This window comes from Frankia sp. Hr75.2, from assembly GCF_949319125.1.
GTDB lineage: Bacteria > Actinomycetota > Actinomycetes > Frankiales > Frankiaceae > Parafrankia > Parafrankia soli.
The window spans coordinates 1-21,522 of record NZ_CASGGV010000005.1 but is presented as its reverse complement, the minus strand read 5'-3'; the positions used below and the strand labels follow the sequence as shown (position 1 = coordinate 21,522).

The window sequence follows — 21,522 nt, the reverse complement described above, 5'->3', positions numbered from 1 at the left end:
GGAAGAGCCCCTAAACCGGGAACACGAATCACGCTTTCGCGAGCCTCCGGAACCTGACCATCGGAATCCTCCGCCTCAACGGCAGGAGGAAAATCAAGGAAACTCTGGAGGAGGTCGCCGCCGATCGCAACGTGGCACTCGGTCTCCTCGTCACAGCCTGTAGCGAATCAAAACGGTGAGCTACCTCGCCGGAGCCCTGAGAAACACCCCTGTTCGAGCCCTGGCGGGCCTGCGGGTGACTCGCAACGCCACCGGTGGGTTCGAGCGCTCGTCGCAACACTCCCGCCAGACGAGGGGTGTGGAGATGGGACGCCGTGGGCGGAAACGGCAGTCGGAGGTCGAGACCGAGCACTGGAGGCTGGCGCTGTCGGGGTGGGGACGGCGGCGGATCGCGACACTGCGCGAGCAGAGCCACAGAATCCGGGAGATCACCCAACGGCTCGGGCGGACGGCGTCGACGGTGGGTCGGATTGTGGAGCTGAGGGGACTCGAACCCCTGGCATCGCGCGAACACCACCGACCCGAAAAACGATCGCGCACGTGGGGGTCCGGGGGTCGGCCCCCGGGCAGACATGATGAAGCCCTCAGACGGCGCAGCAAGCACCGCTGAGGGCGAGTGGAGGTGAGGGGACTCGAACCCCTGGCCTCCTCCGTGCGAGGGAGGCGCTCTACCAGGCTGAGCTACACCCCCTGGAAGCAACTGAAGCTTACAGCACGCCGGATGGGAGTGGGTGGGCGCCCTCGCTGGCCGGCTGGCGATCCGTCTGGCGGACGATCCGGCCGCCGTCCCAGCCGGCCGGGTCAGCCTGAACCAGCGGCCACGGCGTGCTGGGCAGGACGGCGAAGACCGGTGGGCTCGCCGCGTCGGGGATCTCGTCGAGCTCGGCGGCGAGCCCGGCGACCAGCAGCATGTTCTCGAACAACGACGCCGCCTCGGCCGTCCGGAGCAGCCCGGCCTCGTGGCCGCGCCAGCCGCGGCTGCGCGCGCCGTCGAGGACTATCTCCGCGTCCGGTTCCGCGGCGCCGTCCTCGCCGTCCGCCACGAAGACGAGGCGGCCCTTGGCGGGAACGGTGCCGTCGCGCAGCGGGCGGCGCTCCCACAGTTCCAGGGACTCCTCGGGCGCCCAGTTCTCGTCCCGCAGCGGTGTCTGCCAGGCCGCTCGGCCGGGCCGGTAGACCGCGAGCCGGACGCGGACGCCACGGCAGCGGAAATGCAGGCCCGTGCCGTCGGCCGCGACGGCTCTCACATCCACGGGAATGGCGCTGCTCGCCGGGCACATGACGAATCCCCGGTCCCGCAGCCGGGCGAGCCAAGATTCGAACATCAAGACCGGATCTCTCCTCCTGCCGCGGGCTGTCCCCGCCGGCGCCTCGCCCCGGCTGGCCCACGTCTCGCCGGCGTTCCGGAGCCCGCCCAGGGGCGCGGACGGGCGCGCGACAGGCGGGGCCGGAAGGAGACACCGACGGCGCGACACCGGGACGCACCGATGAACGAACACGGAAGGACACATCGCCGGAGTGCGAGCGCGGGCATCGGCCCGCGGTGAGCTCCGGGAGGTTGGCACGTGATCACGTGCCCCGCGTGGGCTCAGGCCGCTGGCCGGCCAGGCGGGAGGAACGTGATCCGGAGGCCCCTCACGCCCCGGCCCGCCGGGTGGAACCGGATCGGGCGACGCCGGGCGGCCGTTCGAGGTTCGGGCGCGGCGTCAGTGGGCGCGAGGGCAGGGACAACACCGCGGACAGGCAGCCAGGGCCCCGGCACGCCGACGAGCGGTGGCGGGGGTGGTCTGCGAGCGGAGTGTCACGAGGCCATTATGCACGCGGACCGGGCCCCCGGCCGGACGCGACCCGGCCCGTCAGCGCCCGCCGACGCCCGGCGGCGCCGGCTCGCCGCGGGCCATCACCGCCGGCCTGGATGTCTCCGGTTCCGGCGGCCGATCAGCCGCCGGAACCTGTAGCCGGAGTCACCCACACGGCGGTGCCGGGCACCGGCCGGTGCCCGGCAGTCCAGCCACCGACGGCCAGCCGCTGGTGGCCGGCCGGCGACTGTCGGCCGCTGGTGGTCAGCTACCGACGGCGTGCCGCCGGAGCAGGGTCTCGAGCTCGTCCGGTGCCTGGGCGCCGGCCGCCGGCCCGGTCGCCTCGGTCGCCGCGACCGCCTCGCTCTGGCCCGCGGTCGCCGCGGCGGGCGGAATCAGGCCGCCGTGCGTTCCGGGCGGGTTGACCTGGACGCGTCCGGGACGCGAGGTGTTCGGCCGCGCCCCGGGGCGCGGGACGGGACGGGACGCGCCGCCGGAGCGGGGTGCCGCGGGCCCGGCGGCGCCACCGTAGCCGCGCGCGACCTGGTCGCCGGCCTCGTACCCGGCCTGCTCGGCGTATCCGGCCTGCTCCGTGTATCCGGCCTGCTCGGCGTAGCCCGCCGCCTCGGCGTAGCCCGCCGCCCCGGCGTGAGCGGCGTAACCGGCAGCCTCGCCGTAGCCAGCCGCCTCGGCGTAGCCGGCCTGCTCCGCGTACCCGGCCTCCTCGGCGTAGCCGGCCTGCTGGGCGTACTCGACGTACCCGGCCTGGTACTCGACGTGCCCCGGGTACTCGGTGTACTCGGCCTGGACGGCGTACTGGGCGTACTCGGTCCGCGCGGCGTCACCGGCGGGCGTCGGGTAGGCCGCCGCGGCGTCGTAGCCCAGCTGCTCCGCGTTGACGTACTCGACGTACTCGACGTCACCGGAGGCGTCGCGGCGGGCCGTGTACTCGGCGTACTCGGGCTGGTGGCCGGGGTGGGCGCCCTCTGCCGCCGGCGACGAGGACGCTGCCGCGTCCGCCTCGTAAGCGTCGTAAGCGTCGTGGGCCTCGTAAGCGTCGTGGGCGTCGCCGGGGTGGGCCGGGTCGTCGCCCTCCGCCTCGTCGTCGCCCGCGCCGCCACGGTGGCCATCGGCCCCGTCTGTGGCGTGCGCCTGGTCGGCGACGGAGCCGAGGTCGACGGTCTCGGCCCGCGCGTGCGCGAGGTCGTCGGCGGTGAGGGTCTCGGCCGGGCCTCCGGCGGAGAACCGCACCGGGGAGTACTCGGTGCCGCGTGCCGCGCCGCCCGCCCAGGAGGCGGAGCCCGGGGCGTGCTCCCGCGCACCGCCGGTCCAGCCGCGGATGCCGCCGTAGGCGCGGACGGCGCGCTCGGCGGCGATCCGCCGGTCGAGCGCGGCCCGGGAGCGCACCACCCGGCGGTGCGCCTGCGCGGACCGGCGCAGGTGCAGGACATACCCGGCGGCGGCGACGTCGACGGCGAGGTGGACGATCATCCACATGCCGCCGAGCGTGGCTGCGAGGATGACGCTGATCGGCAGCGCGGTGAGCAGGACGAAGAGCCGCTGCCGCCGCTGCCGGACGAGCGCCGTGCGATCGGCCTGCGCCGCGCGGACCGCCCGGTCGGCGGGGACACGACGCGGCACACCCGAGGTCGGCCCGAACAGCCGCGGGGGCGCATCAACGTCCCCTGGCGTGCCCGGCGCCCCCGCCGAGCGGCCGTCCGCGAAGTCATCCATCCCGTCGAGGTCCATCCCGTCGGCGTGTTCCAGGCCGTGGACGCCGTCCGTCCCGTCAACGCCGTCGAGGTGCTCGAGCCCGTCCAGGTGCTCGAGATCGTCCATGGGGTCGAGGTCGTCGGCCAGGTCCGTGCGGGGGTGCGCGTCCGTGCCGGTGCCCGCGGGAAATGCCGCCGCGCCGGAAGTCTCCGGAGAGGTCGGGGCGGCCGCGGAATTCACCCCGGCCCGGGTATCCGCCGGGTCGGCCGCGCCGAGCTGCCCCGTGCCGGGACCTTCGCCGGAGCGCGATCGCGCCATCCCTGCCGCCTCCTGTGCCACCGCCGGCGAGCCCTCGGACGGGGCCCGCGTCAGCGGGCCCGTGCCGGCGCGCGGTGAGCCGCGCCGCGAGAGCACCCGCATGGCGGTGGAGAAGCGGTCCGCGGACCGCTGTTCCACCGCCGAATCATGGTGACGCAGCCACATGGGGATGAGTACGAAGCCCCATACGGCAACGATCGCCAGCCAGATGAGCGCACTCACGCGGTCACGCTCCGCAATGTTCCTGGGACGTCGTTCGGCGACCTGACGCCGTTCGGCCGACGCGAGCCGTTCGCGATGCCGGCGGGGCCGGCTGGGCATCCCTCAGGGCGGCCGGGGCGAGAGGACCTGGTCCCCGCCCGCCCGCCGCGAGCCGGGCGCGGATCGGACGCGCCAGGCGCGGCATGCGCGAGCGAGCAGACCATCTGGACGCCTCTTCTCGATGTCGTCGTTTACGATTCCGTGCTCGACGCTAGTGAGCGGAATGCGCGCGGTCACCGACCGGAAGCCCGCGTGTCGCACTCGTCGGCGAGGTTCACCGGGTGGCCGTCCACTGTCAATCCGAGGTGATACCGATGTGGGCTGGGTGATACTCCCCCCGTCCGGGTGGGCAGGTCACACTACGAGCACCCAACGTAACGCCGAGCAGGTTGAGTGACGACCCAAGCGGCCCGAGTGGGCCACGGCGAGCACCAGCGGCACCGCGCGGGCACGCCGAAGGCGACCCGAACGGCACGCGTTGGACGTCCGAAGAGGTCGCGTAGGACGTCCGAACGGACCGCGAGCCGCCCCCTGAAGAGGGGCCTGGGCGACGCCGGAAACCCCGCTAACGGGCACTGGACAAAGAGACCACCGGCACCGACGACGCCGGGGCGAAAGCCTGTGCCGTAAGCCTGCTCAGGAGGAGGGCGAACGGGTGCGGCTCCAGCGGGCCAGCAATCCCCCGGGGACGTCCTCGGTCGTCAGTGCATAGCCGATATGGTCGCGGTACCGACCGTCGATCGCGAGAAATCTGCGGTGCAGGCCCTCCTCGCGGAAGCCCAGCTTCACCAGCATCCGGCGGCTGGCCGCGTTCTCCGGGCGGACGTTGGCCTCCAGCCGGTGCAGCCCGACCGGGCCGAAACAGTGGTCGGTGACCATCGCCAGCGCTGTCGGGGCGATGCCACGGCCGGCGTGCGCGCCGTCCACCCAGTAGCCGACCTGGCCGTTGTTGAACGCCCCGCGCACGATCGTCGACACTGTGAGCTGCCCCACCAACCGTCCGTCGACGGCGATGGCGAACGGGAGCGCCGCGCCCACCCGGGCCTGTGCCCGCAGCCGCTGGAGCATCTGCGTGTAGACGCCGATGGTCTGGCGCTCGTTCCAGGTGGCCCGCACCGACGCCGAGCCCGGCGAGGTGGCCTCCCACGGAGCGAGCCAGTCGGCGTTGCGCGTGCGGACCTCGACCCAGGTCGGGGCGTCACGCAGGCGCATGGGCCGGACGACGACGTCATCATGGCGCAGGGTGACCGGCCAGCCGGGCGCTCTCACGCCGGTGTGCCCCCGGTGGACGCGGGCGGGTGGGGCGCCGTACCCGACGGGCCGCCGGAGCGGTCGGTGCCGCCGGAGTGGTCGGTGTCGCCTCGCAGCTGCGCGATCGCGTGCGCGACGACCGGGGCGAGGACCGCGGCGCCGTCGCGCACTCCCCCGGTCGAGCCGGGCAGGTTCACGACCAGGGTCGTTCCGACGGTGCCGACGAGGCCACGGGAGAGGACCGCGGTGGGCACCTTGAGCCGCCCGGCCGCCCGCAGCGCCTCGGCCAGCCCGGGCACCTCTCGGTCAAGCAGGTCCCTTGTGGCCTCCGGTGTGACGTCCCGCGGCCCGAGACCGGTTCCCCCGGTGGTCACCACCAGGTCGATCCCGGCGTCGACGGCCGCGCGCAGGGCCGCGGTTATCTCCGCCCGCTCGTCTGGGACCACGACCGGCGCGGGCACGTCGAAGCCCATCCCGACCAGGGCGTCGACCAGCAGCGGGCCCGAGCGGTCGGGATAGGCGCCGCGGTGGGCGCGGTCGGACACCGTCACGACCCGCGCCCGAACCCCTGCCGGCAGCCCGGAGGCGCCGCTCACGACGGCCCGGCCCCGTCTCCCGCCGGCCCGGCGCCGTCGCGGTGCCAGTCCCCGGACTTCCCGCCGGTCTTGGCGACGACCCGGACCTCGGTCAGCTCGGCCAGCGGGTCCACCGCCTTCACCATGTCGTGCAGCGTCAACCCGGCGACCGCGACCGCGGTCAGCGCCTCCATCTCCACCCCGGTCCGGTCGGCGGTGCGCACCGTGGCGGTGATCTCCACCCCGTGGTCGACCACGGTCAGCTCCACCTTGACCCCGGAGACGGCGATCGGGTGGCAGAGCGGGATCAGGTCCGGGGTGCGCTTGGCGCCCATGATCCCGGCGATGCGGGCCACGGCGAGCGCGTCCCCCTTGGGCACCCCCGCGCCGCGCAGCAGCTCGACGACGTCCGGTGAGGTGCGCAGGCAGCCGGCGGCGGTCGCCGTGCGCGCCGTGACCTCCTTCGCCGAGACGTCGACCATCCGCGCCGCGCCCCGGTCGTCGACGTGGGTGAACCGCCCGGGACCGGTCACCCGCGGGCCTCACCGAACGGGCCGGCCCACTCGGGCTCGGGCAGCAGCACCGCGGGAAGCTTCGTGCCTGCGGGCACCTCGGTGACCTCCTCGGGGACGACGAGCAGCGCGTGGGCCGAGGCCAGCCCGGACATCTGGTGGGCGCCCTGCCCCCCGGCGGACGTCGCGACCAGCTCCCCGGTGTCGTCACGTTCGAGACGGACCCGGGGAAAGGTACGCCTTCCGGCCGCGGACTGCATAGCCTCGCTCACCCGGACGGTGACGGTGCCGGTGGCCGGCTGCCGCCAGCTCGCGCCCCCCGGGCCCGCCGGCAGGCCGCGCATCCGCCGCAGCGCCGGCCGGACGAACAGCTCGAACGACACCAGGGCGCTCACCGGGTTACCCGGAAGGGTGAAGACGGGCACGCCACCGACGACACCGAAGCCCTGCGGCTTGCCGGGCTGCATGGCGATGCGCTCGAACCGGATCTCGTCGGACTTGCTCAGGACCTGCTTGACGACGTCCCTCGCACCGACACTGATCCCGCCGGTGGTGATCAGGACGTCGGTGCTGCGCAGCAGCTCGTCGAAGGTCGCGCCGAACTCGTCGGGGTCGTCCGACACCCCGTCGACCCGGCGGACGAGCGCCCCCGCCTCGTGCGCCGCGGCGGCGATGGCGTGGCTGTTCGAGTCGACGATCTGGCCCGGCCCGAGCGGGGTGCCGACCTCGACAAGCTCGCTGCCGGTGGACAGAACCGCCACCCGCGGACGCGGGTGGACCGCCGGCCGGGCGACGTTGACGGCCGCCAGCAGGCCGATCTGCGCGGCGCCGAGCACGGTGCCCGCGGCGAGCACGAGGTTGCCGGGCGCGATGTCCTCCCCGGCACGGCGGATGTGCAGCCCGCGGCGCGGCGCCTGGTTGATCCGAACCGTCTCGATGCCGCCGTCCGTCCACTCGAGCTGGACGATCGTGTCGGCGCCCTTCGGGAGCGGGGCACCGGTCATGATCCGTACGACGGTGCCCGGGGCGAGCGGCGCGGGTGACACCGGGCCGGCCATGATCTCGCCGGCCACGGGGAGCGTCACCGGGTTGTCCTCGCTGGCCTCGGCGACGTCCGCGGCGCGGGCGGCGTAGCCGTCCATCGCGGAGTTGTCGAAGCCCGGGACGGCCACCGTCGCCCGCACGTGCGCCGCGAGCACGCAGCCGTGCGCCTCGCGCAGCGCCGTCCGCCGCGGCGACATGGGGTGGATTGCGGCGATAATGTCCGATGCGTGCTGGTCTACCGTTTTCACAGGCACCCGTCCCGTTCTTTACACTTCTGTTCAGGCCATATAGCCTTCGTGTCAGCGGTGTGCCGGGCAGCAGGCCATGACGGCCGGCGAGTGAGCTCTCGACAGCCGTTGACCCGCGGGCGGTTCCTCGCCTGACGTGGCGACTTCAGGGCCAACATGTCAGGAGCCTGGACATTTCCGCGCGAAGACGCGCGTCCAGTCTGCCCGAAGGTGCCGATGCGCCCAAGCAAGGGCCCCGAGAAATTCCTGACCTGTCCTTCGCCGCGCAGGCCTGGTCACTTTTCGTCAGTGCGGCACGTCACCGGCGGACAAGGTGCGCTCCATCAGGAGCATCATCCAGGAGCACCGTCGGTTGAGCCCGCTCGGAGCGCCCCGTCAGGTAAGTCCGTCGGCGTCCGCCCTCGGGACAGGCAGGCCCACGGCCACCGCGGCCGCGGGCGAGCCCGCCCCGCCGGTCAGCATTCGGCCTTGGGACCGCCGGACGCCACGTACTCCTCCAGCCACGGGTAGAACTCCGGGCCGAGGTCCGGCCGTTCGCAGGCGAGCCGGACGACCGCCTTGAGGTAGTCGACCCGGTCACCGGTGTCATAACGGCGCCCGGTGAACACGACGCCGTGCACCGGAATCTCCGCGCCCGGGTCGGCGCCGGCCCGCTCCGCCAGCGTCCGCAGCGCGTCGGTCAGCTGGATCTCGTCCCCCCGGCCGGGCGGCGTGGCCCGCAGGACGTCGAAGATCTCCGCAGGCAGCACGTAGCGCCCGATGACGGCCAGGTTGCTGGGCGCCTCGTCCACCGGCGGCTTCTCGACCAGGTCGGTGATGCGCACCGTCCGGTAGCGCCCGCCGGACCCGCCCGCCGGGACCTGCTCCACCGAAGCCGCCGAGACCGCCGAGGCGGGAGCGGCCGAGGCGGGAGCGGCGGCCGCCGGAGCGATCGTCGCCACGCCGTACATGGAGACGGCCTCCTCGGGCACCTCCATCAGCGCGACGACCGCCCCGCCGTGCCGCTCCTGGACGGCGAGCATCTCGACCAGCAGCGGGTCACGCTCGTCGATGAGATCGTCCCCGAGCAGGACCGCGAACGGCTCGTCGCCCACGTGCGCGGAGGCGCACAGAACGGCGTGACCGAGCCCCCGCGGCGAGGGCTGACGGACGGAGTGGACCTCGGCCAGCTCGGCGGAGGCCCGGACGCGTTCGAGGCGAACCTTGTCGCCCTTGCGCTCAAGCGCGGCCTCGACATCCCCCTCCCGGTCGAAGTGGTCCTCGATGGCCTTCTTGGTGCGGCTCGTCACGAGCAGCACATCACGCAGGCCCGCGCGGGAGGCCTCTTCGACGACGTATTCGATGGCCGGCCTGTCGACGACAGGTAGCATCTCCTTGGGAACCGACTTCGTCGCGGGCAGGAACCGGGTCCCCAGACCCGCGGCGGGAATGACCGCCTTCGTCACTGGCATGGGCGAAACCTTAGTCGGGCGGGCATCCTCAGGGCACGACGGCGTACACACACAGGACATTCACAGCTAGTGATCATCCGTGTTGGCCGTGAACCCGCATCCGCGTGAGGCATCGGGCCATCGTGGTCCCCGGCGGCACGGCGCACCCGACAGCCCCGCTCCGCTCACGGCGGGCCGCGCCCGGCCAAGACGGCTCCGGGACCGACCGTCCGCACCCGGTAAGTCACGCTCACCGACCTGTCGGGCGGGCCCGGCGGGTCCGCAGCGGGCAGATCTCCACGTGCGGGTCGATCACGGTACCGTGAGGCCTTCGCCAGCGGGATGTCGTGCCGGTGTCGTCTTTCGGATCACCATCGGCCGCATGGACAGCACGCCGGTGCGGAAAGCTCGAGGAGTCGGGTGGCGGGCCCAGCGCCCAGGTAACCGGGCCCGAGTGCGCTGAGGGTGGGGATGGCTGTGACCGGAGGTACCGTCACCGGCAGTGGCGTGGTGGGCCGGTCCGGCTCCGAACGGGATCCCGTGGGGCCGGCCGGGTCGGCGGCCGCCGACCTGGAGATCACCGGCTCCGCGGCCGGCTCGGGTTCCGCGGCCGGCTCGGGTTCCGGCGCTGATGGTTCCGGGGACGGTGCCGGGGACGGTATCGCGGCCGGCCCCGGTTCCGGCCTCGGCACGAGACCCGGGCCGGTGCCCGCGTACACGCGGCCCGGAGCGCCACAGCCCAAGAGCGAGCTGCGCAGGCGGCTGCTCGCGCTGCGCCGGGCCGGCGTCCTGCCGGACCCGACCGTGCTGACCGAGCGGCTGCTCGCGCTGCCCGAGGTCACCGCCGCCTCCTGCGTCGCCGCCTACGTGGGGATGGCCGACGAGCCCGACACCGCCGAGATCCTCACCCGGCTGCGCGCCCGGGGCGTACGGGTGCTGCTGCCGGTCGTGCGCGCCGACCTCGACCTGGACTTCCGCGAGTTCGCCGGCACACTGATCCCCGGTGCGATGGGCACCCGGGAGCCACCGCCGAGCGCGCCGCTCGTCGAGCTCGCCAAGGCCGACGTCGTGATCGTGCCCGCCCTCGCGGCGGACGAGCGCGGCAACCGGCTCGGACGCGGCGGCGGCTCCTACGACCGCGCGCTGACCCGGGCCACCCCCGGGACCCCGGTGATCGCGCTGCTGAACGACCGCGAGCTGCTCGGGGACGTCCCGGCGAAGCCGCACGACCGGCCGGTGACCATCATCGTGACGCCGACCAGAATCGTCCGACCGGCACCGCTGTGACACCTGCTCCGGCAATCGGGAAGCCAGCGGGCCCGTCGAGGCGTTAGAGTTGGCAGTCCTTACCACCGAGTGCCAACTCCGGGAGGAGTCCGTGCCGACCTACCAGTACCGCTGCACCGCCTGCGGGCACGATCTCGAGGCCGTGCAGAGCTTCAGTGACGCGGCACTGACCGAGTGTCCTGCTTGCACGGGCCGGCTTCGGAAGGTGTTCAGCTCCGTTGGCCTCGTCTTCAAGGGCAGCGGCTTCTACAAGACCGACAGCCGGTCCGGGTCCTCGTCAGGCGTCCCGGCCCGGCCCAAGGATTCCGTGGGCTCGTCGGACGGCGACTCGTCCGCCAAGAGCGGCGCCGACGGCGGCTCCTCGGCCACCAGGTCGGACTCCACCGGCTCGTCCTCGGCCTCGGCCGGGTCCTCGTCGGGTGACGGCGGTTCGTCCAGCACGTCCAGCAGCACGGCCTCCAGCACCGCGGCGGCCTGACGGGGGCCGGGAACCGCCCCCGGCCCGCCTGTCACCTTTCGCATGGGGCAGCCCCCGGCAGTTGCCGGGGGCTGCCCCATGCCCGTCTCCGGAGCTCGTCATCCGCCCCGGGCCACCGACGCGCCGGTCAGCCGCGCGAGCTGGTCAGCCATACATACCGGTTCCGCCTGATCGCGTTCTTCCCCGCGCCGGCTTCCTCGGCCTGGCGGCCCGGTCCGGTGGGGCCGTCATCGACGTGAGCTGATACTCCTCACGGTGGGGTCGCCAGCGGAGTGAGTTGGCTCAACCATTCCATACGCCGCTGCGGCAACTCACTTCGGGGCGGACCCCGGCCGGCTCGGAGCGAGCCGTGGTGACGCCGGCCGCCGCGGCCCGGCCCGCCCGGTGGGGTGCCTCCCAGGCCAGGTGGCCACCGACCCACCATCCCTCGAACCATGGGCCCGGGCCTGGTCACGCGCCCACGCCGCCGGGCCCCGCAGACCGTCCCCCCACCCCCGCAGCGTGCCCTCACCAGCGAGTTCGTGGTTCGCCGCCACGACTCCCGAGTGGCGCACCAGCTTGCGTGGCGACAACAAGACGGCTCGGCGGCAACGGACTGGCAGGCAATCAGCCGCATGGGCGGACCACCGAAGAGATTGGTGTACCCAATTAAACGGATTCAAGGACGTCCGGCTAATTGCGACCGGCAGCAGCGGAAGGAACCCTGCCGGCGCGCCCTCCGTCGCACGCGTTCAAGACGGCGGCGGCGTCACGCGACCGGTTACCGGAAGGCGCCCGGCCGCACTAACGGACCACCACGGCGAACTCGGGTACCGAATACCGTCGATCCACGAGATCGGAGACCGCGCTCCGCTTGAGCGGGTCGAATCACATACCCGGCGACACTTGTCGTGGGCGTTTCGGGCGTATTGCCCGTTTTTGTGATCAAGGCTCCCTGTGTACGGGATCCCTGACACCGCACGGCATCCCGGCCACCGCGACCGCGCCGGGATCAGCCGTACCTCGATCAGCCATACCGGACGCGCATGCCACTACTGTTTGCGCCGCCGGTAGTGCTCCACGATCCAGGCGTCGACCTCACGCTTGCGCCAAACCCTGGTTCCTTTGGCCCCACTGCCGGCCGGCGCGTTGATGACCTGCAGAGGCTCCGGAAACTTGGCGTCCTTGCGAGTCCAGTAGTCCACGGCCTGTCGCGTGATCTTGAGTTGGAACGCGATGTCCCCGATGCCCACCAACTGCTCACCGTCGTCCACAGCGAACATCGTAACCACTTTGCTCTTGTCCAAGAACCTCGCTAGGGTCGTTTTTGCTTGTCGACAAATAATGGCCGAGGAGGAAACCATGCCCCCAGCAGACCCACCCGCAGCACATCCGTCGGCAGAGCACCGGCCGCGACGGCCGATCGGCGGCGACGAGATCCGTGAGCTGATAGACCGCGACGAGGCCTACGACGAGAATCCGTACGGCGAACCGCCGCTGCTGGTGGCCAGGTACCGGGCCTCGCTGCGGGCCGTCCTGGCCACCGAGCCCGCGGAGCCCGGCCTGTTCGAACGGGCCTGGTCCCAGCGGGAGCGCGACGCCTACCGCGCGGGCGGGCAGGCCACCCACCGCGTGATCGTCGGCGCGATGGCGGCGGCGCTTACCGCGACGTTCGCCGACCGCGCACCAGCCGACCGCGCGGCGGCCGCCGCCCGCCCGACCCGCCCGTGCGACGAGGCTCACCCCTAGTGCCACCAAGGGGCTGGCCTGGTTCCCCGGGCCCCGGGCTTCAGGGCCCGGGGCCCGGGGCCCGAAGATGAGCGTCGGAACGGGACCGGTGGCGGGCCGTGTCGTCTGCCCCGTCCGGCGGGGCCGCGCCGGTAGATTGGCCCCGCCGCCGGTGCCGCCGCTCGCGAGGACACCGGCCGGACAGGACCGCCCCGCACAGACCGAGCGGCCACCGGGCCGCATGGCGATCGGAGGAGATCCTCATGGGAGACGCGCCGCTGCCCGACCACGAACTCCCCAGCGACGAGCGGGAGATCGGCTGGGGCGACGAGACTCTGCTCGACGAGAACGAGGCCGACGCCGACCTCGCCCGTCTCCTGGCGGATCTGCCGCCCCACCACGTCGAACGCTGACCCGGCCGCTCAGCGCAGGCAGATCAGCGCAGGCGGCCCAGCACCTGCCGCTCAGCGCCGGCGGATCAGTGTGGGAGGCCGGCCGCGGTCTCGGCGAGCAGCGCGGCGAACAGCTCCGGCGCTTCCAGGTGGACGGCGTGACCGCACCCCGGCAGCACCCGGACGGGAAGATCGAACCGGGCCCGCAGCGCCGCGGCCGCGCGATGCCGCACGGGCGGTGACTGTGCGCCGACGGTGATCAGGACCGGTGGCGCCCCCACGGGCGGTGAGCCCGGCTCGAAGCCGAGGAACATCTCGAGGTCGCGCTCCACCATCGCGATGTCGGCCGGCGCGTGCCCCGGCCGCCAGCACGGGCCGTAGAGCCGCTGCCCGAACGCCGTCACCCCGCCCGAGGCGAACGCCTCCGCCATCGGGGTGAGCAGCCCCGGGACGAGCGAGCCGACCGCCGGCTCGTGCAGCACGGCGGCGACCATGGGGACGCCGGCCGCGAGCATCGCGAGACCGAGGGTGGCGCCGCCGCTGACTCCCCCGAGCAGCCGGCCGGCCACGGACGGCGCCAGGGCCGCGATCTCCGCGGCCAGCTCGCCGGTGGACGGGCGGTCCGGAGCGTGCACCTCCCGGCCGGCGAGTGCCGCGCGCACACCCGACCACACCGCCCCGGTCGTCGCGGTGCCGTGCAGCAGGAGGAAGGCCGGGCCCGCGGCAGTCCCGGCGCCACGGCCGGCGGCGACAGCACCCTGGGCGGGGCCGCCCTGCGGGACGCTTCCCTGCGCGCTGCCGCCCTGGGGGGTGCTGCGGGTCCCGTGCGCACCGCGCGGCTCCATCCGGCCACCTTCCGCACCCTCGATTAACGGGTACTTAACCGTCGACGTGTGAATGTAACTGCGCGAGTGTTGATCAGAAAATTCTTCGTCTCTACCTTCACTTTCATGTACACGACACTGTATACAGCTCGGTATGCAGAAAGCCGCGGACGGGTGCTCCGCCCGCCACCGCGGGCCGGGCCCGGCCACACACCCGCCGCGGCCGGCACCACGACCTGCACTGCTGCCTGTGCCGCGATCCCGGCAAGGCCCCGCGCCGCGTGCCCCGCGAGGCGGGTCACCGGTGGGACGGCGGGCGGGTGGTACGTCCGCGCCGTCCATGGCAGATGCTCGGCGTCATGACACCGTCGCCAACCACCCGGGCCTCCGGCTCGGGAAACCTGCGGGACCATGTCTACGTCGCGCTGCGCCATCGGCTCATGTCAGGGGAGTTCTCCTTCCGGGACCGCCTGGGAGAGGAACGCGTCGCCGCGCTGCTGGGAGTGTCGAGGACACCGGTACGCGAGGCCCTGACCCGGCTCGCCGGAGACGGCCTGGTCGAGAAGCGGCAGGACGGCGGCTACTACCCCGCCGAACCCGACCTCGCCGGGCTGCGCGACCTGTACGAGATCCGGGTCACGCTGGAGCTGCGCGGGCTGCAGCGGGCGCTGGAGTCCGGCGCGGCGCACCAGGCCGCACTGCTCGAACCGCTGCGCGACGACTGGCGGGCGCTACGCGCCGATCCCCCCACGCCCGACCCGGCCTTTGTGGCCCTGGACGAGAACTTTCACATCACGCTCAGCCGGGCGTCCGGCAATGGCGAGCTCGCGAACATGCTCGACGCTGTGAACGCCCGGATCCGCCCCGTGCGGATGTACGACTTCCTGACCGCCGACCGGATCGATCTGACCATCACCCAGCATCTCGACATCCTCGAGAAGGTGCTCGCCGGGGAGATGGAGGCGGGTGTGCGGGCGCTGCGCAGCCACGTCGGCGAGTCGATGGAGGTCGTGGAGCGGCGGGCGGCCCGGGCCATCACCCAGATGGTGCTGAACCGCGGACGTCCGCCCCGCTCGGCCACCTAGCACGGTGCGCCGACGGGAAACGCTGCGCCGGCGGAAGACGCTGTGCCGACGAGAGACCTGGACGGCCGAGGAGGAGCAGATGACCGTCACGACCGAACCCGTGGCCCCCGCGAGCGGTGGTCTCACCGTGGGGCCCGTCACCGCCGAGCCCTACAACTGGCCCTACGACGGCTCGTTCAGCCCCGCGACCACCGCCGTCATCAACATCGACTGGCAGGTCGACTTCTGCGGCGATGGCGGCTACGTCGACACGATGGGGTACGACCTCGAGCTCACCCGGGCGGGCCTGGCCCCCACGGCGGCGCTGCTCGGGGTGCTGCGTCCCCTGGGCTTCATGATCATTCACACCCGGGAGGGGCACCGCCCCGACCTGTCCGACTGCCCGCCGAACAAGCTGTGGCGCTCGAAGCGGATCGGCGCCGGGATCGGCGACGCGGGCCCGCGCGGGCGCATCCTCACCCGCGGCGAGCCGGGCTGGGAGATCGTCCCCGAGGTCGCGCCACTGCCCGGCGAGGTGATCATCGACAAGCCGGGCAAGGGCTCGTTCTACGCCACGGACCTCGACCTCGTGCTGCGCCGGCGCGGGATCACCCACATCATCCTGACGGGCATCACCACGGACGTCTGCGTCCACACGACGATGCGCGACGCCAACGACCGCGGCTACGAGTGCCTGATCCTCTCGGACTGCACGGGCGCGACCGACCCCGCCAATCACCGGGCGGCCCTGCACATGGTGACGATGCAGGGCGGGGTGTTCGGCGCCGTCGCGACCTCGGCGGCGGTGCGGGACGCGGTCTCGGCCGCGCTCGCGGCGGCCTGAGCGACCGCCCGGTGAGCAACCGCCCGGTGAGCGACCGGAGCACGCGCCGCCCCACCACCCCACCGGACCTGCAGGCCGACGTCCTGCGCGCCGGCTACCTCGCGGGACGGCTGAGCGTGCGCGAGGTGGTGGACGGCGTCTACGACCGGATCGCCGCACGCGGCGACGACGGAGTGTGGATCACCCTGGTGCCCCGCGCGGAGGCGATGCGCCGGGCCACCGAGCTGGACGTCCTGCTGGCGAGCGCACGCCTCGGACACGCCGGCCCCGACGGGCTCGGGCCCGAGCCCGGGACGACGGCCGGGACCGGGCCCAGCCTGCCCCCCCTGTTCGGGCTGCCGTTCGCGGTGAAGGACAACATCGACGTCGCCGGGCTGCCCACGACGGCCGGCTGCCCCGATTTCAGCCGGCTCCCGGCGGGCACCGCGCCGGCGGTCGCCCGGCTGCTCGCGGCCGGCGCGGTCTGCGTCGGGAAGACCAACCTCGACCAGTTCGCCACGGGGCTGTCCGGCACCCGCTCCCCCTACGGGATCCCCTCGTCCCCGTTCGACCCGTACATGATCGCCGGAGGGTCGAGCTCGGGATCCGGTGTGGCCGTCGCGGACGGGCTGGTCACGTTCGCGGTCGGCACGGACACCGCCGGCTCGGGCCGGGTGCCGGCGGCGCTGACGAACACCGTCGGGCTCAAGCCGTCCCGCGGGCTGGTGAGCACAAGGGGCGTGGTGCCCGCCTGCCGCTCGCTGGACTGCCCGAGCGTCTTCGCGCTCTCCGTACCCGACGCCTACCGCGTGCTGTCGGTGATGAGCGGCTACGACGAGGAGGACCCGTACTCCCGCCGGTTCCCCGGGCTCGGAAGCCCGGCGCCGGGCGGAGCGCCGCGGACCGGAGCGCCGCGGACCGAGGTGCCGCGGACCGAGGTGCCGCGGGCCGAGGTTCCGGAGCCGGTCCGGCCGCGGATCGGCGTGCCCCGGGCCGATCAGCTCGACTTCCTCGGCGACGCGGGCGCCGCGGCCGTGTTCGGCGTCGGCGTGGGCCTGCTCGCCGACGGGGGCGCCGAGGTGACGGAGATCGACCTCGGCCCGTTCCTGGAGGCGGGCACCCTGCTCTACGGCGGCCCGTGGCTGGCGGAGCGGTACGCCGCCGTGGAGGCGTTCCTTCAGACGGTCCCGGACGCCGGCCCGGCGGACCCGGTGCATCCCGTCATCCGGGCGGTTCTCGAACCGGGCGCGGGAATCACCGGCGCCGAGGTGTTCCGCGGCCTGACCCGGCTGCGCGCCCTACGGCGCAGCGCGGAGCGGACGTGGGTGGACGTCGACATGGTCGTGGTGCCGACCGTTCCGACGACGTACCGGATCGACGCGATGCTCGCCGACCCGATCCGCCTCAACGCGAACCTCGGCCGGTACACGACGTTCGCGAACCTGCTGGACCTGGCCGCGGTGGCTGTTCCGGTGGGATTCGCGGCGGGCCTGCCGTTCGGTGTCACCCTGCTGGCTCCGGCGGGGGGCGACGAGCTGCTGGCGGCGCCGGCCGAGCTGCTGCACCGGTGCAGCGGCCTGCCGGTCGGCGCGGGCTCCCATTCCCTCCTGCTCCCCGCCGCCACCGACGTCGCGGCGGAGATCCTGGCCTGAGACACCGGCGCTTCTACCAGCTCCGACCAGGCCGACGCTCGTAAATGTGACACGCTATACACGTGCTGCCGGCACAACACAAGGTGACTTTCGGCATTGGTTTCCGTCACGAGAGGGCGCGATACTTACCGGGCAGGAACCTGGGGTAACTCTCGCGCGTCTACCGCGACCTCGCTCCCTTCGGAGACGACGTGACGCTCACCATCGGCAAAGAAGCCGGCACTCTCACCACCCATGCCGGCCGCGCGGCAGGGCCTTCGACGGCACTCGTGCCGGTCACGGCGGCCCCACCGACGGGGGCCCCACCGGGGGCGCTACCGCTGCGCGCCTCCGGGGCGGCGCCACCCGGCCCGGTGGCCACGGCCGAGATCACACCGACCACCGCAATCGCGGGCACCGCCGCGATTGCGACGGTCGCCGCCGGGGGCAGGGTGGTGGCCGCTGCCGCGCTCTCCGCCGTCGAGCCCCGCCCCTCGGCGTGTCCCCTCTCGGCCCGTGTCGAGCTCTGGGAGGAGGGTGCCGTCATCCACCTGTCCGGGCTGCTCGTGGCGAGCGCCGCGAGCGCGGCGCGGTCCGCCGTCGCGAGGGCGGCCGCCCTCGGGCAGCGGGAGATCATCGTCGATCTCGCCGGCGTGCGGGACGCCGATCCACTGGGAGCGGTGCTGCTCGGAGCCATGAGCCGGCATGCCACCCGCTGCGGCTCCCGGCTGCGCCTGCGCAACGCGGGGCCGCGGGTCCGCCAGGCGCTGGACGACCGGGGCGTCCGGGTCGAACTGCTGGGCCCCCTGGGCTGACCTCGACGGTCACCCCTGTTCGCACGTACCGTTGGGGGGTATCTCCGGGGTGACGGCGTGGGGCGGGCGGTGCGAGTGAAGGCCGAAGTCAGCCAGACGACTCAGGACCGGGCGGCTCAGAGCCAACCGGAGCTGGGCCGACCGGAGGCGAGCCAACCGGAGGCGGGCCGGTCGGACGAGAGCCAGCCGGACGGGAGCCAACCAACCCCACCCCACTCCGATCACGGAAAGTCGCAGCACGGTTACGCAAACAGCAAGGACGAGTACACCGCCCGGCTGCGGCGGATCGAGGGCCAGGTCCGCGGCCTGCAACGCATGGTCGCCGAGGACAAGTACTGCATCGACATCCTCACCCAGGTGTCCGCGGCCACCCGGGCCCTGCAGTCCGTGGCGCTCGGCCTGCTGTCCGATCATCTCGCGCACTGCGTGGCCCAGGCCGTCGCCGAGGGCGGGCCCGCGGCGGACGAGAAGGTCCGTGAGGCGACCGCGGCCATCGCCCGCCTCGTCCGGTCCTGAGGCCGGGAACATCGACCGATCCCACTGACCAGGCCGTCCCGGGTGATCTCACTCGTTGGGCGGGCGGGGGCGGTCGCCGAGCGCCTCGACCAGGCGGCCGAGGGCCGGCAACGCGGCGATGATCGCGTCGCGGTCGTGGTCGGCGAGGAGCTCCATGGCGGTGCCGATGCGCCGCTCGTGCGCCTGCAGCCATCCGGTGAGCGCCTGCTCGCCCGCCTCGGTGAGCCGCAGGGCCACGGCCCGGCGGTCCGCCGGATCCCGCTCGCGCCGCACGAGGCCGGCATCGGTGAGCTGGGCGACCAGCGTCGAGACCGAGTTCGGCGCGAGCCGCAGCAACCCGGCGAGCTCACCGACCCGGGTGCCGTCCCGCTCGGCGACGCACTGGAGCAGCTCCACCTGTGCCATGGGCAGCGACTCCCACGGGATGTCCGCGCGGATGCTGCTGCGCAGCACCCGCCGCAGCCGGGTGACGACCTCGGTGAGGCCCACGGCGTTGGCATGCTGATCTACCGTCATGACAACCGGGAGGTTACGCCCGCGGAAGCCCGGCGTCCGGTCATCCCGCACGGTTCGACCCCGCCGCCTCCGGGCCCTGTGCGGACGGAGGTAGCGTCGGGCGATGACCGGTGACGACGGCCGGCGGGTCATCCCCGGCGTCGACCCGTCCGCGGTGTTCGAGCGGGTGCGCCTCGACGACCACTCCTGGGTGGACGTCGCCCGCGGCTGGATGTCCGGGGCGGACGAGCTCTACGACGCCGTCCGGGACGGCACCTCCTGGCGGCAGGGAACCATGTGGCGCTACGAGCGCCACGTGACCGAGCCGCGGCTGAGCGCCTTCATCCGCAGCGGGCACCCGGTGCCCTTCCCCGCCCTGCTGGACGCCTACCGCGCGCTGCGGCGCCGTTACGGGGTCGACTTCGACGGCTACGGGATGTCCTGGTACCGCGACGGGAACGACGCCGTCGCCTTCCACCGCGACCGCGAGATGCGCTGGCTGGACGACACGGTAATCGCGATCCTCACCCTCGGCGCGCGCCGGCCGTTCCTCGTGAAGTCCCGGCACCTGCCGCCCGGCCGCCGCATCCTCAACGACCCGATGGCTCCCGGTGGCCGCGACCTCGCCCCGGCCGGCGGCGACCTGCTCGTGCTCGGCGGGCGCGCGCAGGCCGACTGGCTGCACTCGGTGCCCCGGGTCCCCGGGTACGTGGGCGGGCGCATCTCGGTGCAGTGGCGGTGGACGTCCCGCGCCGGCCAGCCGGAGATCGGGCCCGGTTACGGCGCCGCGCGGTCGTTCTCGCGCTGACGCGGCAGCCCGCTGCCCGGCACCGTGTGCGCGGCGGCTGTGGCGGCGAGCAGTGCCCCGCCGAGCGCGATCGCGGCGAGCAGCAGCATCGTCGCGACGAAGCCACCCGCCGCGTAGGCGAGAGCCGACACCGAGACACCCAGGGCTGTGCCGAGCCCTCGGGTCATGTTCACCACGCCGCTGGCCATCCCGCTCTGCTGTGCCGGCACGGCAGCCATGACGGCGCCGTTGTTGGACGGGGTGAACAGGCCGAGCCCGCAGCCGATCAGCGCCAGCGAGGGCACGCCGACAGCCGGGCCGCTCCCCCCCGCCGCCAGCAGGCCGAGGCCGCCGGCCACGCACACCATCGCGCCGGACGCCACCGCGCGGACGCCGAGCCGGGTGACGAGCGTGCCCGCGACCGGCGCCGCGACCCCGATCGCGATCGGCAGGGTCGCCAGCAGCAGGCCCACCGCCACGGCGCCGTCGTCGGAGTTCTGCGGAATCGTGAGCAGCAGGCCGAACAGGACGAGGAAGGAGAGCATCCCCGCGGCCAGCCGCGGCCCGACCGCCGGGTGCAGCACGAGCGGCAGGTCGACCATCGGGCTCGCGGCGGACGACTCACGGCGGACGAACAGCACCCCGCCGAGCGCCGCGACCAGCACCAGCCCGCCGACGGCGGCGAGCGGGCCGACCGAGCGGGCGGACTCGCCGACCGACAGCGCGAGCAGCACGGCCGACACCGTGGGCATCAGGAGGGCCAGGCCCCGCCAGTCGAACGGCGTCCGCGGCGCGTGCGCCCTCGTGCGGGGCAGCAACAGGACGCCGAGCACGAACCCGAGCACGCCCGCGGGTATGTGGGCCCAGAAGACCCACCGCCACCCGCCGAGCTCGAGCAGCAGACCGCCGGCCAACGGCCCGAGCGAGAGCCCGAACGCCTGGGCGGCGCCCTGGGCGCCGAGCGCCGCGGTGAGACGCCTCGGCTCGACGGTCGTCGCGATCAGGGCGACGCTGTTCGCCTGCAGCATGGCCGCGCCGAGGGCCTGCGCGACCCGGCAGACGATGAGCACCCCGATGCCGGGGGCCAGGGCGGCGCCGACCGAGGCCACCGTGAACAGGGCGAATCCGTACAGGGTCAGCAGCTTGCGGCCGTACATGTCGGCGAGCCGGCCGAGCGCGGCGATGGTCGCGACCAGCGTCACCAGGTAGGAAAGGCTGACCCAGGTCGCCAGGCCGAGCGACACGCCGAAGTCGGCACGCAGGTCGGCGAGCGCGATCGTGACGATGCTGGCGTCGAGCTGGCCCAGGAAGCTGCCGATGCAGACGGTGCCGACCGCAAGCACGGTCGCCAGCGACGACTCACGGATCCTGGCCGGCCGGGCGGGCTCCCGCAGCAGGGCACCGGCCGCACCGGACATCCGTCCTGGCCGGCTCGCGATCTCCACACCCTTATATTCCTCTGCAACAGAGGTATCTGTCGACCGCAACCGGACGAAGTCACACGGACACACCGGGCAGCGCCGCTCACGGAAGGCGGGCGGGACCGACCAGG

At 73.6% G+C, this 21,522-nt stretch carries 21 protein-coding genes, 1 tRNA gene and 1 pseudogene; 10 read left to right on the top strand and 13 right to left on the bottom strand.

Annotation, left to right across the window (positions count from 1 at the left end):
- Positions 1-617: 617 nt before the first annotated feature.
- The 8 genes from AC559T_RS00420 to AC559T_RS00385 form a co-directional block, all read right to left on the bottom strand.
- Positions 618-691, bottom strand: a tRNA-Ala gene (locus AC559T_RS00420).
- Positions 692-707: 16 nt separating this feature from the next.
- A complete protein-coding gene (locus AC559T_RS00415) occupies positions 708-1,325 on the bottom strand; it encodes a hypothetical protein (protein WP_420497592.1) in 618 nt (205 codons plus the stop codon).
- A gap of 738 nt (positions 1,326-2,063) precedes the next feature.
- A complete protein-coding gene (locus AC559T_RS00410) occupies positions 2,064-4,052 on the bottom strand; it encodes a SepX/GlpR family protein (RefSeq protein ID WP_498867352.1) in 1,989 nt (662 codons plus the stop codon).
- Positions 4,053-4,727: 675 nt separating this feature from the next.
- A complete protein-coding gene (locus AC559T_RS00405; RefSeq protein WP_020458344.1) occupies positions 4,728-5,360 on the bottom strand; it encodes a GNAT family N-acetyltransferase in 633 nt (210 codons plus the stop codon).
- Positions 5,357-5,938, bottom strand: a complete 582-nt coding sequence (locus AC559T_RS00400) for a MogA/MoaB family molybdenum cofactor biosynthesis protein (protein WP_112107709.1) — start codon at positions 5,936-5,938, stop codon at positions 5,357-5,359. Before AC559T_RS00400 ends, AC559T_RS00405 begins: the two co-directional genes overlap by 4 nt.
- Positions 5,935-6,450, bottom strand: a complete 516-nt coding sequence (moaC, locus tag AC559T_RS00395; RefSeq protein WP_498867351.1) for a cyclic pyranopterin monophosphate synthase MoaC — start codon at positions 6,448-6,450, stop codon at positions 5,935-5,937. The genes AC559T_RS00400 and moaC overlap by 4 nt, the downstream gene beginning before the upstream one ends.
- Entirely contained in the window at positions 6,447-7,721 is a 1,275-nt protein-coding gene (gene glp / locus AC559T_RS00390) for a molybdotransferase-like divisome protein Glp (protein WP_498867350.1), read from the bottom strand. The genes moaC and glp overlap by 4 nt, the downstream gene beginning before the upstream one ends.
- A 455-nt stretch (positions 7,722-8,176) precedes the next feature.
- On the bottom strand, positions 8,177-9,172 hold the full coding sequence (locus tag AC559T_RS00385; protein ID WP_498867349.1) for a UTP--glucose-1-phosphate uridylyltransferase: 996 nt from the start codon (positions 9,170-9,172) through the stop codon (positions 8,177-8,179).
- A 456-nt stretch (positions 9,173-9,628) separates the two neighbouring features.
- Between AC559T_RS00385 and AC559T_RS00380 the strand changes: the two genes are divergently transcribed.
- Together AC559T_RS00380 and AC559T_RS00375 are read left to right on the top strand one after the other, a co-directional pair.
- Positions 9,629-10,438: a 5-formyltetrahydrofolate cyclo-ligase gene (locus tag AC559T_RS00380; protein ID WP_498867348.1), complete on the top strand. Its 810-nt coding sequence runs from the start codon at positions 9,629-9,631 to the stop codon at positions 10,436-10,438.
- Positions 10,439-10,529: 91 nt separating this feature from the next.
- Positions 10,530-10,622 (top strand): annotated as a pseudogene (locus AC559T_RS00375) (FmdB family zinc ribbon protein); the annotation flags it as partial.
- A gap of 62 nt (positions 10,623-10,684) precedes the next feature.
- Here the strand turns inward: AC559T_RS00375 and AC559T_RS00370 are convergent.
- Positions 10,685-10,960: a hypothetical protein gene (locus AC559T_RS00370; RefSeq protein WP_498867353.1), complete on the bottom strand. Its 276-nt coding sequence runs from the start codon at positions 10,958-10,960 to the stop codon at positions 10,685-10,687.
- A 987-nt stretch (positions 10,961-11,947) separates the two neighbouring features.
- Complete coding sequence (locus AC559T_RS00365; protein ID WP_195905892.1) at positions 11,948-12,178, bottom strand: hypothetical protein; 231 nt, start codon at positions 12,176-12,178, stop codon at positions 11,948-11,950.
- 79 nt (positions 12,179-12,257) lie between these two features.
- Here AC559T_RS00365 and AC559T_RS00360 point away from each other — a divergent pair, with 79 nt between their 5' ends.
- Both AC559T_RS00360 and AC559T_RS00355 read left to right on the top strand, forming a co-directional pair.
- A complete protein-coding gene (locus tag AC559T_RS00360) occupies positions 12,258-12,644 on the top strand; it encodes a hypothetical protein (protein WP_498867347.1) in 387 nt (128 codons plus the stop codon).
- 242 nt (positions 12,645-12,886) lie between these two features.
- Positions 12,887-13,036: a hypothetical protein gene (locus AC559T_RS00355; RefSeq protein ID WP_020458332.1), complete on the top strand. Its 150-nt coding sequence runs from the start codon at positions 12,887-12,889 to the stop codon at positions 13,034-13,036.
- A gap of 65 nt (positions 13,037-13,101) precedes the next feature.
- Here AC559T_RS00355 and AC559T_RS00350 read toward each other — a convergent pair whose 3' ends face one another.
- Positions 13,102-13,860, bottom strand: a complete 759-nt coding sequence (locus AC559T_RS00350; RefSeq protein WP_498867346.1) for an alpha/beta fold hydrolase — start codon at positions 13,858-13,860, stop codon at positions 13,102-13,104.
- 338 nt (positions 13,861-14,198) lie between these two features.
- Between AC559T_RS00350 and AC559T_RS00345 the strand changes: the two genes are divergently transcribed.
- The 5 genes from AC559T_RS00345 to AC559T_RS00325 all read left to right on the top strand — a co-directional run bounded on the left by AC559T_RS00345 (position 14,199) and on the right by AC559T_RS00325 (position 18,688).
- Positions 14,199-14,924 (top strand): GntR family transcriptional regulator, encoded by a 726-nt coding sequence (locus tag AC559T_RS00345; RefSeq protein ID WP_112104996.1) that lies wholly within the window; start codon positions 14,199-14,201, stop codon positions 14,922-14,924.
- 79 nt (positions 14,925-15,003) lie between these two features.
- Positions 15,004-15,747, top strand: a complete 744-nt coding sequence (biuH, locus tag AC559T_RS00340; protein ID WP_020458328.1) for a biuret amidohydrolase — start codon at positions 15,004-15,006, stop codon at positions 15,745-15,747.
- A gap of 26 nt (positions 15,748-15,773) precedes the next feature.
- Positions 15,774-17,378 carry an allophanate hydrolase gene (locus AC559T_RS00335; protein WP_498867345.1) on the top strand — a complete coding sequence of 535 codons (1,605 nt, stop codon included), beginning with the start codon at positions 15,774-15,776 and terminating at the stop codon, positions 17,376-17,378.
- Positions 17,379-17,569: 191 nt separating this feature from the next.
- Positions 17,570-18,172 carry an STAS domain-containing protein gene (locus AC559T_RS00330; RefSeq protein WP_498867344.1) on the top strand — a complete coding sequence of 201 codons (603 nt, stop codon included), beginning with the start codon at positions 17,570-17,572 and terminating at the stop codon, positions 18,170-18,172.
- 75 nt (positions 18,173-18,247) lie between these two features.
- Positions 18,248-18,688: a metal-sensitive transcriptional regulator gene (locus AC559T_RS00325; RefSeq protein ID WP_498867343.1), complete on the top strand. Its 441-nt coding sequence runs from the start codon at positions 18,248-18,250 to the stop codon at positions 18,686-18,688.
- A 48-nt stretch (positions 18,689-18,736) separates the two neighbouring features.
- On the opposite strand, the gene AC559T_RS00320 is transcribed toward AC559T_RS00325, so the two are convergent.
- A complete protein-coding gene (locus AC559T_RS00320) occupies positions 18,737-19,204 on the bottom strand; it encodes a MarR family winged helix-turn-helix transcriptional regulator (RefSeq protein WP_071060054.1) in 468 nt (155 codons plus the stop codon).
- Positions 19,205-19,307: 103 nt separating this feature from the next.
- Between AC559T_RS00320 and AC559T_RS00315 the strand changes: the two genes are divergently transcribed.
- Positions 19,308-19,991, top strand: coding sequence for an alpha-ketoglutarate-dependent dioxygenase AlkB (locus tag AC559T_RS00315; RefSeq protein WP_498867342.1), 684 nt, complete (start codon positions 19,308-19,310; stop codon positions 19,989-19,991).
- Here the strand turns inward: AC559T_RS00315 and AC559T_RS00310 are convergent.
- A complete protein-coding gene (locus tag AC559T_RS00310; RefSeq protein WP_498867341.1) occupies positions 19,961-21,415 on the bottom strand; it encodes an MFS transporter in 1,455 nt (484 codons plus the stop codon). The two genes, AC559T_RS00315 and AC559T_RS00310, sit on opposite strands and share 31 nt — an antisense overlap.
- Between the last annotated feature and the right edge of the window lie 107 nt (positions 21,416-21,522).